Genomic DNA, 13,276 nt, shown 5'->3' on the forward strand with positions numbered 1-13,276 from the left:
TGTTCTGCAGGCTCAAGGATTTCAGGAGGATAGCGACCCGCTACGACAAGCGTGCCGACACCTTCCTCGCGGCCATATGCCTCGCCGCTTCCATCACTTGGTGGATCAATTGAGTCCCGACCCTAGGGTGCCCTTGCGCTCATGCCGTGATGCCGAAGACCGGACAGGCACAGCGCCTTTAGACTTCACAAGCCGGAGCGGTCTTCGCGCCTAAGGATCTCGCACAGCAGCCCTTTATCCTCTCTGCGGCGAAGGACTGCTTTGAGCCCTTACGAGCAATTAGCTGCAGTGTACTAGATGGCCGGAACGGGCGGATAGCACCCGTTCGCCGAAGCTGCAAATGTATCATGGATGCGTAGCGAAAGCAGGCATTCCGACAGCGAAGGCGACTCGGTTGACTTGGACTATATGGCTTGACGCGATTCGTTAGCTGGATTTGAACATCTTTCAATACTCTTGTGACCCTTTGAAATCCGCCGAATTAACTCAATCTTTGGTGGTTCCAGAAAAAAAATCACGCTAGAATCGTGTCAACGGAGGATGCGCATGGCTCGTGGTGAACTGATGAAGAAACTGCTGCTCAACTATGGGCGGGACAAAGAGTTCCGGTCCATAGTTGAGCAAATCATTTCTGAAGAGGAAAAGAAGAACAACAAGGTCCTGGCGCGCGGCCTGCGTAAGGCGCTCGACACGATTGCAAGCACGCCAGAACCAAAAAACCTTAGTAGGCTGGTTTCGTTTCCCGATGAAGCGAACGAGTTCATTCAGCGCGTTGAGCCTCGCTACAGTCCCCACGACATTCAGTTGAGTGCTGAGAACCTAAGCCTCTTCCAAGGTCTGATTGAAGAATTCCGCAAATCCGATCTCATCAAGCGACACGGCCTCCCCGTCCGATCGAAGCTGCTGTTTTGCGGCCCGCCAGGTACAGGCAAGACGTTGTGCGCCGAGATATTTGCTGGGCAACTCGGCCTACCGTTCTTTCATGTCAAGCTCGACCGGCTAATCTCTTCATTCCTCGGCGAGACAGCCACAAACATACGAAAAACATTCGAGTTTGCACGCAGGCAGCCGTGTATTCTTTTCTTCGACGAATTCGATGCCATCGCTCGTTCCCGTGAGGAAGGTAGTGACCACAGCGAACTAAGGCGCGTGGTCAACTCGCTCCTCATCTTTATCGATCAGATTCAGCCAGGCGGTTTCCTGATTGCTGCAACCAATCTAGACGGGCAGCTTGACCCTGCGCTCTGGCGCCGTTTCGACGAAGTTGTGTGGTTCGACCACCCTGATGAAACGATGACGCGCAAGTATCTCACAAACGCGCTTAAGAACTCAAAACTCGATTTCGAAATCGAAGATATGGTGCAGGGCACTATGGATTATTCCTATGCGGAGCTTGAGAAGATCTGCAACCAGGCAAAGAAGCTAGCTCTTCTGGATCGCAGAAAAACAATTTCCAAAAGGCACTTCCGTGATGCCATTCGCTACGCCGACCGACGCAGAATGCGCATTCGCAAATTGACCAGTAAGCCGTGAGATAAACTTTGGCTCAACACCAACACTTGCCTTTGGTGCGCCTTCCCCAGAATTTTGAACGACGTAAGACCGGGAGGGCGCCAGGAGCGCCGCGGCGTGGCGGCGAGCATGGAGCTCGCGTGCGGCAGGAAGTTGACGCCGCCATCCAGCAGCAAAGGGAGCAGCAACGACCCCCACGTTTCGTAGACCCTGCGCTCATTCTACGCGTTCAAATGAGCGGGCTCACGATGGAGCAGGATTGGGAAGGTCTTGGCCTCACGGTTCTATCCACTGATGACGATAACACCCTTGTGCTCTTCGCCTCGACTTACGACCTGGAGGAATTCCGCGCACGACTTGATGCCTATGACGGTCCTATCCCAGACGAACAGCAGAATCGCAGATATGCTGGGTTCGTCGACCGGATCGGCGATGTCGGTACGATTGAGCCGAGAGATCGTCTTGGCGTCCGTGCGAGAGAAGACGGGTTTGTCAACGTTGATGACTTCCAAGACGACACAGAATATGTCGTCGATATTGAGCTTTGGGAATTTGGTCCTCAGGCTACGCGGCGCACGCTGGCCGAACGTATCATAAGATGGGTTGAGGACCAGGATGGCGAACTGTACGACCACTACAGCGGACCATCAATTACGATCATCCGAGTTAAAACCTTTGGAAGCACTATCCGGCCAATTCTCGCAATTCCTCAGGTGGCGTTCGTGGACTTTCCACCTGAGCCGGACATAACAACTGACCCGCCTGAGGAGTATGCCATCGATGATGTGCCGCCTGTCGCGCCGCTGCCAGACGATCTTCCAGTTATTGCAGTTCTCGACACAGGTGTGAACGACCATCCTCTGCTTGTAGACGCCATCGTTGCGCGGGAAGCCTTTCCGGCAGAACTCGGCGACGCGGACATGAATGGTCACGGAACCGCAGTTGCCGGTGTGGCCGTGTTTGGCGATCTCCGCAACCAGCTCGATGGGCTTGAACTTCAGCCAGCTGCGCGGATCATTTCGGCAAAGGTCGTCACCGACCAAGCGCAATTCTATGATCGACGTACCCTGCCAACGCAGATGCGCATCACGATAGAACGGCTTAGACGCAACTACGATTGCAGGATCTTTGTGCTGTCGCTTGGAGACATCAAGGCAAATTTTGAGCGCGGGCGCGTCGGACCATGGGCTGCGACACTGGACGAGCTGGCGCGCGAGCTCGACATCCTCATCTTTGTCTCAGCAGGCAACAGAGACCCACGTGGCGGCACACGGCTCGAACAGGCGATAACCCAGTATCCGGGATACCTTCTCGAAAATGGCAATCGTGTATGCGAGCCAGCTGGGGCAGTGAATGCGCTTACTGTCGGATCGATCGCTCACTCAAACGGTCTCGGGCCACAGCACCTGTTCGATGCGCATACGCAAGCCATCACTGAACCCGATGAACCCTCTCCGTTTTCCCGAGCAGGACCAGGCGCTGGAGGCATCAAGAAGCCCGACTTTGTGGACTATGGCGGCACACTTGTGTTCGATGGCGTGGCGGCACGCTTGCAGCGCGCGCCCGCCCTGCCAAATGCCGGGGTGCTGACCACCAATGCGGATTTCCTTCGGCAGGCGGTTGTCAGCAAAACCGGAACTTCGTTCTCCGCCCCGCATCTCGCGAACAAGGCGGCACAGGTCTTGCGACGTCACCCTGACGCATCTGCCAATTTGGTCAAAGCTCTGATGGCGAGTTCGGCACGTGTGCCTGAGGCTGCGTTGCGCCGACTGAATGGCGTGGCGGAGGCCGAGCAGGATCAGGTCCTCGGCAATGGTCTGGTGAGTCCAGCAGCGGCCGCGTTTTCTGATGACCACCGGGTGGTTCTCTATGCCGAAGACAGCCTCGGTATGGACCAGTTCGCCGTCTATCAGGTGCCAATCCCTGCCGAATTCCAAGGTAATGGGCGGCGTTGGGTCCGTGTGTCCTTGGCGTTCGATCCTCCTGTGAAGCGGACCCGTGCAGAATATACAGGGACGCGCATGAACTATCGTCTGATCCGAGGATGCCAAATCGACGAGGTGTTTGAGCATTTCCGTTCCCACATCGGAGAAGCTACGGGCGCGCCTGACATGCAAAGCCGGTTCAACTGTGCATTAAAGCCAGGTCCCATGCGCCGAGACCGCAACACGTTGCAAACCTCAAGCGTGAAATTCACGCAAGACACCGTACAATATGGAACAGACTACTATCTCGTGGTGCGCTGTGTTGGAGGTTGGGCCGCTGAACAGGAAGTCAGGCAAAACTATGCAATCGTCGTGGAATTAGAACACGAAGCCCAAGTTCAACTCTACGCGCGGATACAGGAGCGCGTGCGCCTTCGCCTATAGAGTTTATCTCAATGCTAATGTGAAACACTGCGATGATCTCGCGGTCTCAGCGAATGGGGGCTTTCAAGCGCAATTCCACTTCTCCCTTTTCATGGCGTCGTCCGCAACGCCTGAATTGCCGCGATCCCGCCCAGCAACGCGAATGGCATCGAGAAGTATATGCCTGCGCTCGCCGCCGCGAGAATCGTCATACTGTCGTCAATGCTGCCGCCGGCGACGAATGCCCCCACAAGGCCGACGAGGGCGCCGCCGATGGCAAACCCGAGGGTCTCAACGCTCGAGACCATGGCCATCGTTTTGGTCTGCTCGCCATCAAGATCACCTGCCACCATCTGTTCGCCTAGAAACGGCCAGATCATACCCAGACCGAAACCGCAGGCTGCAATGGATAGGGCTGCGCCGATCAAGTGACCGTCGATAAGGAAGAGGCTGCAGCCGATCAAACCGGCAAGCGTCACGAACGGACCGGCCAGTGCCAAATGCCGCCCCCGAGGCATGCTCACGATTGCGAATGAAGCGCCGGACCAGCTTATGGTTTCGATCAGAACGAAGGCTCCGGCGAATGTCGCACTGTGCCCATGAACCTGAGTCAGAACCAGGGGCCCGAAGACGAGGATGCTCATTGCGCTCGCTCCCAAGACGGTCTTCGCTGCAATCGCGCTCCCCTGCATCGTCCTGAACCGGAAGGCGCGCCGCGGAAACATCCGAGGGGCATGCGCTCTCTCGCGCCAGACCGCTGTAGCCAAGGCGAGAAGTCCGGCAGCCGTAACAAATCCAGCAAGAAAGCGGTCGTATTGTGGAGCGAAGCTGATGAGACCTATGCCGATGCCGAAGGCCGCGAACGACAGTATCGGGAAGCGTTCGGCGCCTCCCTCGGTCTCAAGCCTGGCAAGGGTGCCTGCATTGCAAAGTCCATAAATCAGCATACCCGCGCCAAGCAGGACAAAAGCGGGACGCCAGCCGACGAAATCCGCAAAGATGCCGCCGATCATCGGACCGGCAAAGGCTGCTCCAATCCAGAAGGCCCCGGAGATCGCCGAGATTTTAGGGAAAGCTGCCGCGCTCGTGTCAGAGCGCAGAGCAACGAAACCAAGCGCGAGCAGGCCGCCGCCACCAAAACCGGCTATTGCCCGTCCTACTGCGATCACCGGCATTGTCCCGGCCGACGCTGAAATGAGCGCGCCAGACACGGCCAGCCCCGTCATGATCCACCAGAGCCATTTCGTGCCGTATCGGACAGCCAGCGGGCCGGTTGCCGCCGCGGCCAGAACCGTGGTGATGTTGAAGAGCGCGGTCAGAGCACCGATCAGTTCTCCCCCGCCGACCTCCGAGACAATGGCCGGAGCGAGGGTAACGGCGGCGTAATTTCCGCCAGCGTGTACCACAATGACACAGAGAACAGCCGTGATGCGCCATCCCCGGCCATGGGCGAGCAATTCGCGCCAATCGGGCGCAGGGTCCGGTCCGCCGCCCGGTGTGTCACGGATGTCGTTCATATCACTCGTCATCACTCGATGAATTAGAGATAACAAAAACTAAGTCCAGCGAGAATTTGTTGGCCTTTTGACTTCCATTTGGTTAAGTAGCACCATGCAAGCACTTCCTTCCCCAACGGCGCTGCGGATGTTCGTCGAAGCAGCAGAGCGTTCAAGCTTTGCCGGCGCGGCGGAGGCTTTGAACGTCACGCAAGCAGCCGTCAGCAAGCAGATGGCAAGTCTCGAAGATCGCCTGAACATCAGTTTGTTTTTCCGGGGACACCGGTCGGTCGGCGTGACCCCCGCCGGGCAAGCCTATCTTCCCGTCGCCAAGCGCGTGCTGGCACTACTCGAATCCGGCCTCGATGACGCAACTGCCCTGTCGTCCCGGCGCTCAATCACAATCGAGGTGGACTACGAATTTCTGGACTTTGTGGTGACGCCAAGGCTTGACCGGCTGTGCGCTCAACTGTCCGAAACCGATGTGACATTCCTTCCCACCGTCCCGGGGCGGCATGTGCCGCAAAGCGATCTGTCGATCACTTACGGCCACCCCCGTCCGGGCCGGGTTTCGGCCGAGCGTCTCTGCGGGTTTAGGGTCTTTCCCGTCGCCAGCCCATTCCTTCTCGAAACCACCAGCGATCCCCTCAAAGAACTTCCGCTTCTCCACGATGTGGACAGCTATTGGTGGAATACATTCCTGCAGGCGGAAAATATCACTCGCTTCGACCAGGGCACCGTGTTGGGAAACGGCGCGCTAGCAATCCGGGCAGCGATGGCCGGCCAGGGTATCGCCATCGGTGACGATGTGCTTTGTGCGGACGCTCTGAGGCGCGGCGACCTGGTGAGAGTTGGAGGGACCGCCCTGCACGGACGGGACGACTACTGGGTCTCCGAGCATCCGGACATGCTTGGGGATCCAATCGCAGCAAGTTTCCGGAAATGGCTGAAGGCCGAAGTCGCGCAGTTGTTTGAAAACGCGCAGTCCGCTACTTGGAAGCCTGCCACTTGAAGGATCAATGCTGCCCGAGGGGTGCGCCGCGCAGGCTCATGCGCTCGGAGCATGAAGCCGCGCGCCAGATGGCCCGCGATATCGCGAAGACCGAGGAATACGTCATCTCCTGCCGGATGAGAAAGAAGGTCGAGATGCTGCTTGCCCATCTCAAGCGCATTCTCGGTCTCGGCAGGCTGAGACTACGTGGCCCCTGTGGCGCAAACGACGAATTCCTCCTCGCCGCAACTGCCCAGAACCTCCAAAAGCGCGCAAAGCTGTTCCCGTTGCTGAAAACACCCAAACCAGCGTGAGAGAAACCTACACATCTAGTCTCGAGGTCAAGCGCCCGACACTTGAGCCAAAGGCTTTTTCAACGGAATTAGCTCAAAGCGCCTTTCAAGCAGTCCTGTAGAACCGCTCAGGATCGCCTTCGTCAAGGCCGCTTAGTTCACCACAGTATCGCCACCCCGCCTTGTCGAGCAGCTTGCGCATAGCGGAGTTTGACTGGTTGGTGGACGTCCAGACCTCTGGGTGCGCGCTTGCGTTATGCAAAAGCAAGCCCGCCCCCAGGCCAAGTCTTCTTGCATCGCGAGAGACGATGAGTAGAGAAATGAAGGCCTTCCCAAAGAAGTAACCGTGATCAAGGCAGCAGAAGGCTTGGACTTCACCACGCAAGGCGGCCACGCTCAAGCCACCCTTTTCAGCCACTGACGTGATGTAGTCAGCTCTGTCATTCGACCCAAGGAGAGCTTCATCTATTGTGACTGCACGGGCGATTTCATCTGGCGTAATCGCTTTCCTGATCTCCAAGGCAGCCTCCACAAAACCGGCAACGCTGCGATGATAACTTGCGCCATTTTCAATGTCAGCTTCATCCCGCACTGCCGTAGTTGGTGAAGTTCGAAATGAATGGCAGCTTTAAAGCAATTTGCATTTAATCAGACTCGAAATTCGTTGCCCCTCGATCAGCAAATTGCTGATCTTGAACGCAAATTTTGAGATGCGATGATTCAAGAAAAACGCAATTCGCTCTAGGCGGGACATGGCATTTACGGCAAGCGACAGGCATCCTTCAAAGGAGATGCAAAATGCTTGAAAGCGTCTCTGTGCACGTCATAAGGTCAGGACGGGAGACCATGTGGGAAATACAGTTTTATGAGAAGCGATCTGCGAGAAGCGCGCGAAGATTTGGCCGCCGCGCTGCGCTATGCCGACAAACTGGGACTGAGTGAAGGCATCTGCAACCATTTCTCCCTCGCCGTCTCAGACGATGGGCAGGAGTTTCTGGTGAATCCGCAGGGGTTTCACTGGTCGGAGCTGAAAGCCTCGGACATGGTGCTCTGCCATCGCGACGGCCGGGTGCTGGACGGCGAACATACGGTCGAGCCTACGGCGTACTTCATCCATGCGCCGATCCATGCCGGGCGACCAGCCGCCAAAGCGGTGCTCCATACCCACATGCCATACGCAACTTCCTTGACCATCGTCGAGGATGGCCGCTTGGAGATGGTTGAGCAGGGCGCGCTGCGTTTTTACGACCGCATCGCCTACGACGATGGCTATGGCGGGCTGGCGCTGGATCATCAGGAAGGCGATCGGATCGCTGATGCGATGGCTGAGAAGCCAATCGCGTTCCTAGGCCATCACGGCGTTGTCGTGACCGCACCAACTATGGCTAAGGCCTTTGACGACCTCTATTACCTGGAACGCGCCGCGCAGGTGCAGACACTGGCCAAGATGCACGGCAAGCCCTTCAGAGAGATCCCACGGCAGGTGGCGGAGCAGACCGCGCGCCAGATCCTTGAAGAAAGCGATACGACCCAAGTTCAGGCGCATTTCGATGCGATTAAACGAATGCTGGACCGCGACGATCCCAGCTGGCGCAACTGACCGGACGCGCAGAAATCAGGTTGATTGCGGCATCTCAAATCCGCTAGCAGCCCAGATTCCCCGTCTTCTCCCTCTGTCCGCATTCTCACCTGGAAGACATCTATGTTGGATCTTCAAACCCTTGTTCTCTTCAGCACAGCGAGCTTAGCACTCTGTGCCACACCGGGTCCTGATATGATCCTGGTCGCGGCAAGAAGTGCCGCTCAAGGCCGAACGGCTGGATTGGTTACGCATTTCGGAGTCGCAGCCGGGTCGGCATTTCATGCGATTATCATGGCGCTCGGGCTGTCCCAACTCTTCCTGGCGGTGCCCTACGCCTACGACCTGGTCAGATATCTGGGCGCGGCCTATCTCTTGTACCTCGCCTGGCAGGCCTTCACTGCAACGAACAGCTTCTCTGTCAAGTCGCCTGGCGGTAAGCAAATGTCACTGCTCGTGATCTTCAAACAAGGGCTCATTTCGAACATTCTGAATCCAAAAGTAGCGCTTTTTTATCTCGCCCTGTTCCCCCAGTTCCTGGATCCGGCGAATGGTTCTGTCGCGGTTCAGATCATAGTGCTGGCGATCATCCTCCAGGTTGTCGGGTTGGGCGTACACGGCGTGGTGATATGGCTGGCGGGAAGCATGAGCCTGCTGCTTTCAAACGGACGAGTCTTTGCGAGGTGGTCACGCTACTTCCTTGGCGCTGTATTTGGTGGGCTCGCAGCAAGACTCATTTTCGATGGGCAACGCTAGGTTGAGGACTCCTGTTCCTCGATGGTCCCAAGCTAGTTTCCGAACAGGCCGATGGAGTTACCGTCGGGGTCTTCGCAATAGACGAAACGGCCCGCGGGGATCGGAATGATGTCCGAGACGACCTTGCCTCCGGCGCCCGGCACTCTCTCCATGGCGTCCTCGAGTTTGTCCTTCACGGCGAGGTGGATGGTGTTGCCGCCGCCGGCATCTGCGGGCTTTCCCGGATAGAGGTGACCGGAGACACCGCTGTCTTCCATGGAACTGAACATCACCATCGGATTCGGGCCGTTATCGTCGCGTGTCATGGTGATCTTGAGAGCCGTCTCGTAAAAGGCCTTGGAGGCGTCGAGGTCGCTTGCCGGTATTTCGAACCAGACGGCAGTGTTGAACGGCGTATCGGGCATATGGGGGTCCTTTTTTCCTGAGGTGATTGGGTTTCCCGGAGCGGTTAGCTCTGCCAGGTTCGCACACCCCACCTGCCAGCCTGTTGTCAGTTGATCTGCGCAAGGATCATTTTCCCAGTGGCGTCCCGGATCTTTGTCCCGCTCTCTGCCCCGCGCTCGGCTCCGATCTCGGCTCCGGTCTCGGCCCCGCCATTTGGGCCTGCCGCGGCCCGGAGCAGGCGGTCAACCCGAAGCTGCTGCAGCTACAGGATTGAGAGCGGATTCACATGTTTTAGCGAAACCACGAAGTGTTTCCGTTAAAACATGACCCGCTCTAGCCGCGTCGCAACCAGCGCTTGATCCGACCTTGCTGCCACATCGCGAGCCCGCTGATCACGACCAGCGGCACCACACCGAACTTGATCCATGCTTCATAGGTCGCGTTGTCATTCAGCGTCGGGCTGTAGATGTACACCGCGATGAGAGTGGCAATGGAAAGGTGACCGTAGCGTAAGACTTTCCGCATCATCATAACAAACGCTTCCCTTGTCGATCTGCCGTGTATATTGATACTGTCAATATACACTTAATATGGGCATTGTCAATATATGGTCAGCGGGAAGAAATCCTATCACCGGGGGGACGTGCGGCCACGGCTGGTGGAAGCAGCGGTAAACGCGCTGCGCACCCAGCCGCTTGAGTCCGTTAGCTTGAGAAAACTGGCGCAGTCTATCGATGTCAGCCACAACGCCCCCTACATGCATTTCGCCGACAAAGAGGCCTTGTGGGTTGCCGTGTCCGACCATGGTTTCGAGCTGCTCAGCGCAAAAGTCGAAGCCGCTATTTCACGGAACTCGCACTGGAAAGAGCGGCTTATGGCGGGCTGTGAGGCCTATGTGCGCTTCGCGATGGAGAACCGCCAGCACATGCTGGTCATGTTCCGGAACGCTACGCCGGGGATGGAACGCCGACTGTCGCCCAAAGGAAGCGAAGCGCTGCAAATCCTCCAGCGGGAAGTGGGAGCGGCGATCGCGGAGAAACACTTGATCAGCGACGATCCACAGCGGCTGACGATAACCGTTTGGATGCTGCTGCATGGCTTGGCAATGGCGCAGATTCAGCTCGGCGAGGCTGCCGGGCCCTTTGCTGGAATTCCGCAGGCGGAGCGGGTCACGTTCATGCTCAACCACTTGCTGTGCGGGATCGCCGTACCCGATCAGACCGGATCGTAGTGCCAGAGCGGAGTCACCGCTGCGATGGATCGCCGGAGGCGTTTCCATCTAAACCGGATCTGCTCTAGCGCCGTCCTGCGCGGGCTTGGGGGATTCGTCTCCAGATTGCGGGATCTGGCAAAAACCCTGCGGCGGTACGGCCAGGGCGCTGTTGAACTTGCTGGACATGTTCTGAAATGCGATCAGCCCGGTGAGCTCGACGATTTGATCGTCGTCAAAGTGGCTGTTGAGTCGACGCATGAGATCTCCGTCAATTTCGCGGTCGGATCGCGTCATTGCCTCGGCATAGTCGAGAGCGTCCCGTTCTTTGTCATCATAGAGTTCGCTCTCGCGCCACGCCGCCAGGGCCGCCACCTTGTCGAGAGAGGCGCCCCTCTTCATCAAGGTCGCCGAATTGATGTCGACGCAAAAGGGACAGTGGTTGATCTGTGAAACCCTTACCGTCAGAAGCGACCGCAACTCCGGGCTTATCTGCGACGACCGTCGGTCGATCATTCCATAGAGGAAGGCGACGCCCAGAAAGAGTTTCGGTGAGCGCGCCCAGAGAAGAGCCGCATCGAGAACGTTTCCGTACTTCCGCCGCTGGTTCCAAAAGAAGGGCCGTAGATACCAGGGGTAGCTACGCTCGGTTTTTGGTTTGATCCACATCTGATGTTCGGTCCAAGTCAAAGAATGGCAGCTTCTGGGAAAGAGCATTCGCTGTTGTGATGAAGGCCCAAGAGCTGGCGGGCCTTTGACACCGGAGGCGCCGCCTTTGAGACTGTCAGCGATACAATCATGCAATCAAATCAACCGATTCCGATTGGATTGTCCATAGCTATCGTCCGCTGGAACTGCGGCGAAGAGCCGCTCCTGGCCTTTTGGAGCGATCGTAAGTAACGACAGGTTCTTCTGTTTTCCCGAGCAGTTCCATCTTTTAAGCGCACCGAATTTTGATGTCATCGTGATTGGCGGCACAGAGAATTGAGGGCAAGTCTACGATTACCTGCCGCGCGTTGTTTCTCGTTGAACGTTCTCGACTTGAACTCCGCGCGGCGGGTGGCACAGGCGGACGTTTTGGCGGCTTGTGCGCTGAAGACTGAACAGGCACGCGAAAGGTTCCTCAATGGCATCGGCAACCGCTTCTCACTCCCGCGTCTTCTTGTTTGCGTCGCTGGTCGCGCTCGCTCTGTCCTGGTCGGCCGCCCTGCAGACCCCGGCAATGGCGCAGGCCCGGGAAGCGGCGCCGCTCCCAGACTATGTGATCAAGGAATTCGGCGAACCTCCGGCTGTGCCGGAAGGTCCGCTCTCCGAGGCCTTGCAGTCCGCCGTGCAGGTGGCCTTTATCGACTCCATCGCGCAATCGGCCTGGGGGAGAGATCAGACCATAGCTCTGAACGAAATCTCGGAGTCGAAAGATCCGCGGCTTGCCTGGATCGTCAGCGATCTGATGCGTTTCGTGTCGGATCGGGACCTGCATCTGGAACTCGCAACCGCTGCTTCCAAGCTGCTGGGTAAAGACTTCCAGGGCCGAGACTTCTGGGGGCCGGTCACCGACCATCTCATTGCATGGGATATTCCGGCGCCTCCTGATTATCTGCAGGCGAAGCGGGCTATCTTTACCAATGTCGTGCCCGGTTGGGACGATATCTTTGTCGAGGGCGACATCGACTGGAGACTCGTATCCTGGGGCGGCGTGCTGATCGATGATCGCGCATATGACACGACGGACGAACTCTGCAATTGCATTCCCGCGGCGGACAATCCCGAGGTCAGCAGCGCAGAGGACGCGACCTGGCTGGAAGACGAGGATATCGTCTTCGGTATTGTGGTGAACGGCGAAGCCCGGGCTTATCCGCGGCGCATCATGGAGGTGCGCGAGATGGTGAACGACACCCTCGGCGGACGGGACCTCGGCATTCCCTACTGCACTCTGTGCGGCGCGGCCCAGGCCTACTACACCGACCAACTGCCCGAGGGCGTTGACCGGCCCGTCCTGCGCACTTCAGGACTGCTGATCCGCTCCAACAAGGTGATGTACGACATCACCAGTTCTTCGGTGTTCGATACCTTTCTGGGCAAGGCGGTGACGGGGCCGCTCGCGAAGCGGAACCTGCAGCTGAAGCAAGCCTCTGTGGTGACCACCGACTGGGGGACCTGGAAGAAAGCGCACCCTGAGACAACGGTGCTGCTCGAGCGCTACGCGCTGGGCCGCGATCCCGACTTTCGCAACGGCCGAGATGCCAACGGCCCGATCTTTCCGGTCGGCGATGTCGATCCGCGCTTACCGGTTCACGAGGATATTATCGGCGTGATCACGGCGTCCGGCAAGCCGGTGGCCTTTCAGCGCAGTACGGCATTCGTGGCCTTGAAAAACGGCGATGAGATCTCTTACGAAAACGTCCGCCTGGAGCTGGCTGCCGGTGGCATAAAGGCCGTGGACGCCGACGGTTCCGATCTCGGCAGCCATCAGGCCTTCTGGTTCGCCTGGTCGCAGTTCCATCCCGGAACGGCTCTCTGGCCGCAGTAACGCGGCGCCCTCCGGCGCGCAGGTGCAAGGGTTAAAGGCCCCAACCCGCTCTAGGTGTTTAGTCCCGGCATGTGGTGGATAGGATCGAGTGTGAACCGCTCGGTTTGTTCAGTCCAGAGCTTGCAGATGTATTCGTATGGTGTGAGGCCTTTGAGGGTTTTGAGCCGCTTTGCGAAG

12 protein-coding genes and 3 pseudogenes are annotated in these 13,276 nt (G+C 57.7%); 9 read left to right on the forward strand and 6 right to left on the reverse strand.

The annotated features are described in order from the left end of the window. The 3 genes and pseudogenes from FKG95_RS29335 to FKG95_RS29345 all read left to right on the forward strand — a co-directional run. A pseudogene (locus FKG95_RS29335) lies at positions 1–113 on the forward strand (IS5/IS1182 family transposase); the annotation flags it as partial. Between the two features lie 433 nt (positions 114–546). Beyond that, the gene (locus tag FKG95_RS29340; protein ID WP_142900031.1) at positions 547–1,533 is read left to right on the forward strand and encodes an AAA family ATPase; all 987 of its coding nucleotides are present in this window, start codon (positions 547–549) and stop codon (positions 1,531–1,533) included. A 119-nt stretch (positions 1,534–1,652) separates the two neighbouring features. Then, entirely contained in the window at positions 1,653–3,881 is a 2,229-nt protein-coding gene (locus FKG95_RS29345; RefSeq protein ID WP_218940414.1) for a S8 family peptidase, read from the forward strand. An 89-nt stretch (positions 3,882–3,970) separates the two neighbouring features. Here FKG95_RS29345 and FKG95_RS29350 read toward each other — a convergent pair whose 3' ends face one another. Beyond that, on the reverse strand, positions 3,971–5,377 hold the full coding sequence (locus tag FKG95_RS29350; protein WP_179954340.1) for an MFS transporter: 1,407 nt from the start codon (positions 5,375–5,377) through the stop codon (positions 3,971–3,973). Between the two features lie 127 nt (positions 5,378–5,504). Between FKG95_RS29350 and FKG95_RS29355 the strand changes: the two genes are divergently transcribed. Together FKG95_RS29355 and FKG95_RS29360 are read left to right on the forward strand one after the other, a co-directional pair. Continuing rightward, complete coding sequence (locus FKG95_RS29355) at positions 5,505–6,368, forward strand: LysR family transcriptional regulator (RefSeq protein WP_179954341.1); 864 nt, start codon at positions 5,505–5,507, stop codon at positions 6,366–6,368. Then, a pseudogene (locus FKG95_RS29360) lies at positions 6,353–6,661 on the forward strand (transposase); the annotation flags it as partial. The gene FKG95_RS29355 and the pseudogene FKG95_RS29360, both read left to right, overlap by 16 nt. A gap of 85 nt (positions 6,662–6,746) precedes the next feature. Here the strand turns inward: FKG95_RS29360 and FKG95_RS29365 are convergent. Next, complete coding sequence (locus tag FKG95_RS29365) at positions 6,747–7,232, reverse strand: GNAT family N-acetyltransferase (protein ID WP_142900034.1); 486 nt, start codon at positions 7,230–7,232, stop codon at positions 6,747–6,749. 273 nt (positions 7,233–7,505) lie between these two features. Here FKG95_RS29365 and FKG95_RS29370 point away from each other — a divergent pair, with 273 nt between their 5' ends. After that, complete coding sequence (locus FKG95_RS29370) at positions 7,506–8,240, forward strand: aldolase (RefSeq protein ID WP_142900035.1); 735 nt, start codon at positions 7,506–7,508, stop codon at positions 8,238–8,240. A 102-nt stretch (positions 8,241–8,342) separates the two neighbouring features. Beyond that, a complete protein-coding gene (locus tag FKG95_RS29375; protein ID WP_142900036.1) occupies positions 8,343–8,975 on the forward strand; it encodes a LysE family translocator in 633 nt (210 codons plus the stop codon). Between the two features lie 32 nt (positions 8,976–9,007). On the opposite strand, the gene FKG95_RS29380 is transcribed toward FKG95_RS29375, so the two are convergent. Together FKG95_RS29380 and FKG95_RS29385 are read right to left on the reverse strand one after the other, a co-directional pair. Continuing rightward, positions 9,008–9,379 (reverse strand): VOC family protein, encoded by a 372-nt coding sequence (locus tag FKG95_RS29380; RefSeq protein WP_142900037.1) that lies wholly within the window; start codon positions 9,377–9,379, stop codon positions 9,008–9,010. Between the two features lie 313 nt (positions 9,380–9,692). Next, on the reverse strand, positions 9,693–9,890 hold the full coding sequence (locus tag FKG95_RS29385) for a hypothetical protein (protein WP_142900038.1): 198 nt from the start codon (positions 9,888–9,890) through the stop codon (positions 9,693–9,695). A 76-nt stretch (positions 9,891–9,966) separates the two neighbouring features. Between FKG95_RS29385 and FKG95_RS29390 the strand changes: the two genes are divergently transcribed. Beyond that, positions 9,967–10,590, forward strand: coding sequence for a TetR/AcrR family transcriptional regulator (locus FKG95_RS29390; protein WP_142900039.1), 624 nt, complete (start codon positions 9,967–9,969; stop codon positions 10,588–10,590). A 48-nt stretch (positions 10,591–10,638) separates the two neighbouring features. On the opposite strand, the gene FKG95_RS29395 is transcribed toward FKG95_RS29390, so the two are convergent. Then, on the reverse strand, positions 10,639–11,259 hold the full coding sequence (locus tag FKG95_RS29395; RefSeq protein ID WP_218940416.1) for a carboxymuconolactone decarboxylase family protein: 621 nt from the start codon (positions 11,257–11,259) through the stop codon (positions 10,639–10,641). A 436-nt stretch (positions 11,260–11,695) separates the two neighbouring features. On the opposite strand from FKG95_RS29395, the gene FKG95_RS29400 reads away from it, so the two are divergent. Then, the gene (locus FKG95_RS29400; protein ID WP_142900040.1) at positions 11,696–13,099 is read left to right on the forward strand and encodes a DUF3179 domain-containing (seleno)protein; all 1,404 of its coding nucleotides are present in this window, start codon (positions 11,696–11,698) and stop codon (positions 13,097–13,099) included. Between the two features lie 50 nt (positions 13,100–13,149). Here the strand turns inward: FKG95_RS29400 and FKG95_RS29405 are convergent. Continuing rightward, a pseudogene (locus tag FKG95_RS29405) lies at positions 13,150–13,276 on the reverse strand (IS481 family transposase); the annotation flags it as partial.

The organism is Denitrobaculum tricleocarpae (genome assembly GCF_007004665.1).
GTDB classification, from domain to species: Bacteria; Pseudomonadota; Alphaproteobacteria; order Kiloniellales; family Kiloniellaceae; genus Denitrobaculum; species Denitrobaculum tricleocarpae.

What these genes read in the sequence shown, in the direction of transcription:
- FKG95_RS29400 (WP_142900040.1), top strand. Translation starts at nt 11,696, where the DNA reads ATGGCATCGGCAACCGCTTCTCACTCCCGCGTCTTCTTGTTTGCGTCG.
- FKG95_RS29390 (WP_142900039.1), top strand. Translation starts at nt 9,967, where the DNA reads ATGGTCAGCGGGAAGAAATCCTATCACCGGGGGGACGTGCGGCCACGG.
- FKG95_RS29380 (WP_142900037.1), bottom strand. Translation starts at nt 9,379, where the DNA reads ATGCCCGATACGCCGTTCAACACTGCCGTCTGGTTCGAAATACCGGCA.
- FKG95_RS29355 (WP_179954341.1), top strand. Translation starts at nt 5,505, where the DNA reads ATGTTCGTCGAAGCAGCAGAGCGTTCAAGCTTTGCCGGCGCGGCGGAG.
- FKG95_RS29385 (WP_142900038.1), bottom strand. Translation starts at nt 9,890, where the DNA reads ATGATGATGCGGAAAGTCTTACGCTACGGTCACCTTTCCATTGCCACT.
- FKG95_RS29350 (WP_179954340.1), bottom strand. Translation starts at nt 5,377, where the DNA reads ATGAACGACATCCGTGACACACCGGGCGGCGGACCGGACCCTGCGCCC.
- FKG95_RS29370 (WP_142900035.1), top strand. Translation starts at nt 7,506, where the DNA reads ATGAGAAGCGATCTGCGAGAAGCGCGCGAAGATTTGGCCGCCGCGCTG.
- FKG95_RS29375 (WP_142900036.1), top strand. Translation starts at nt 8,343, where the DNA reads ATGTTGGATCTTCAAACCCTTGTTCTCTTCAGCACAGCGAGCTTAGCA.
- FKG95_RS29340 (WP_142900031.1), top strand. Translation starts at nt 547, where the DNA reads ATGGCTCGTGGTGAACTGATGAAGAAACTGCTGCTCAACTATGGGCGG.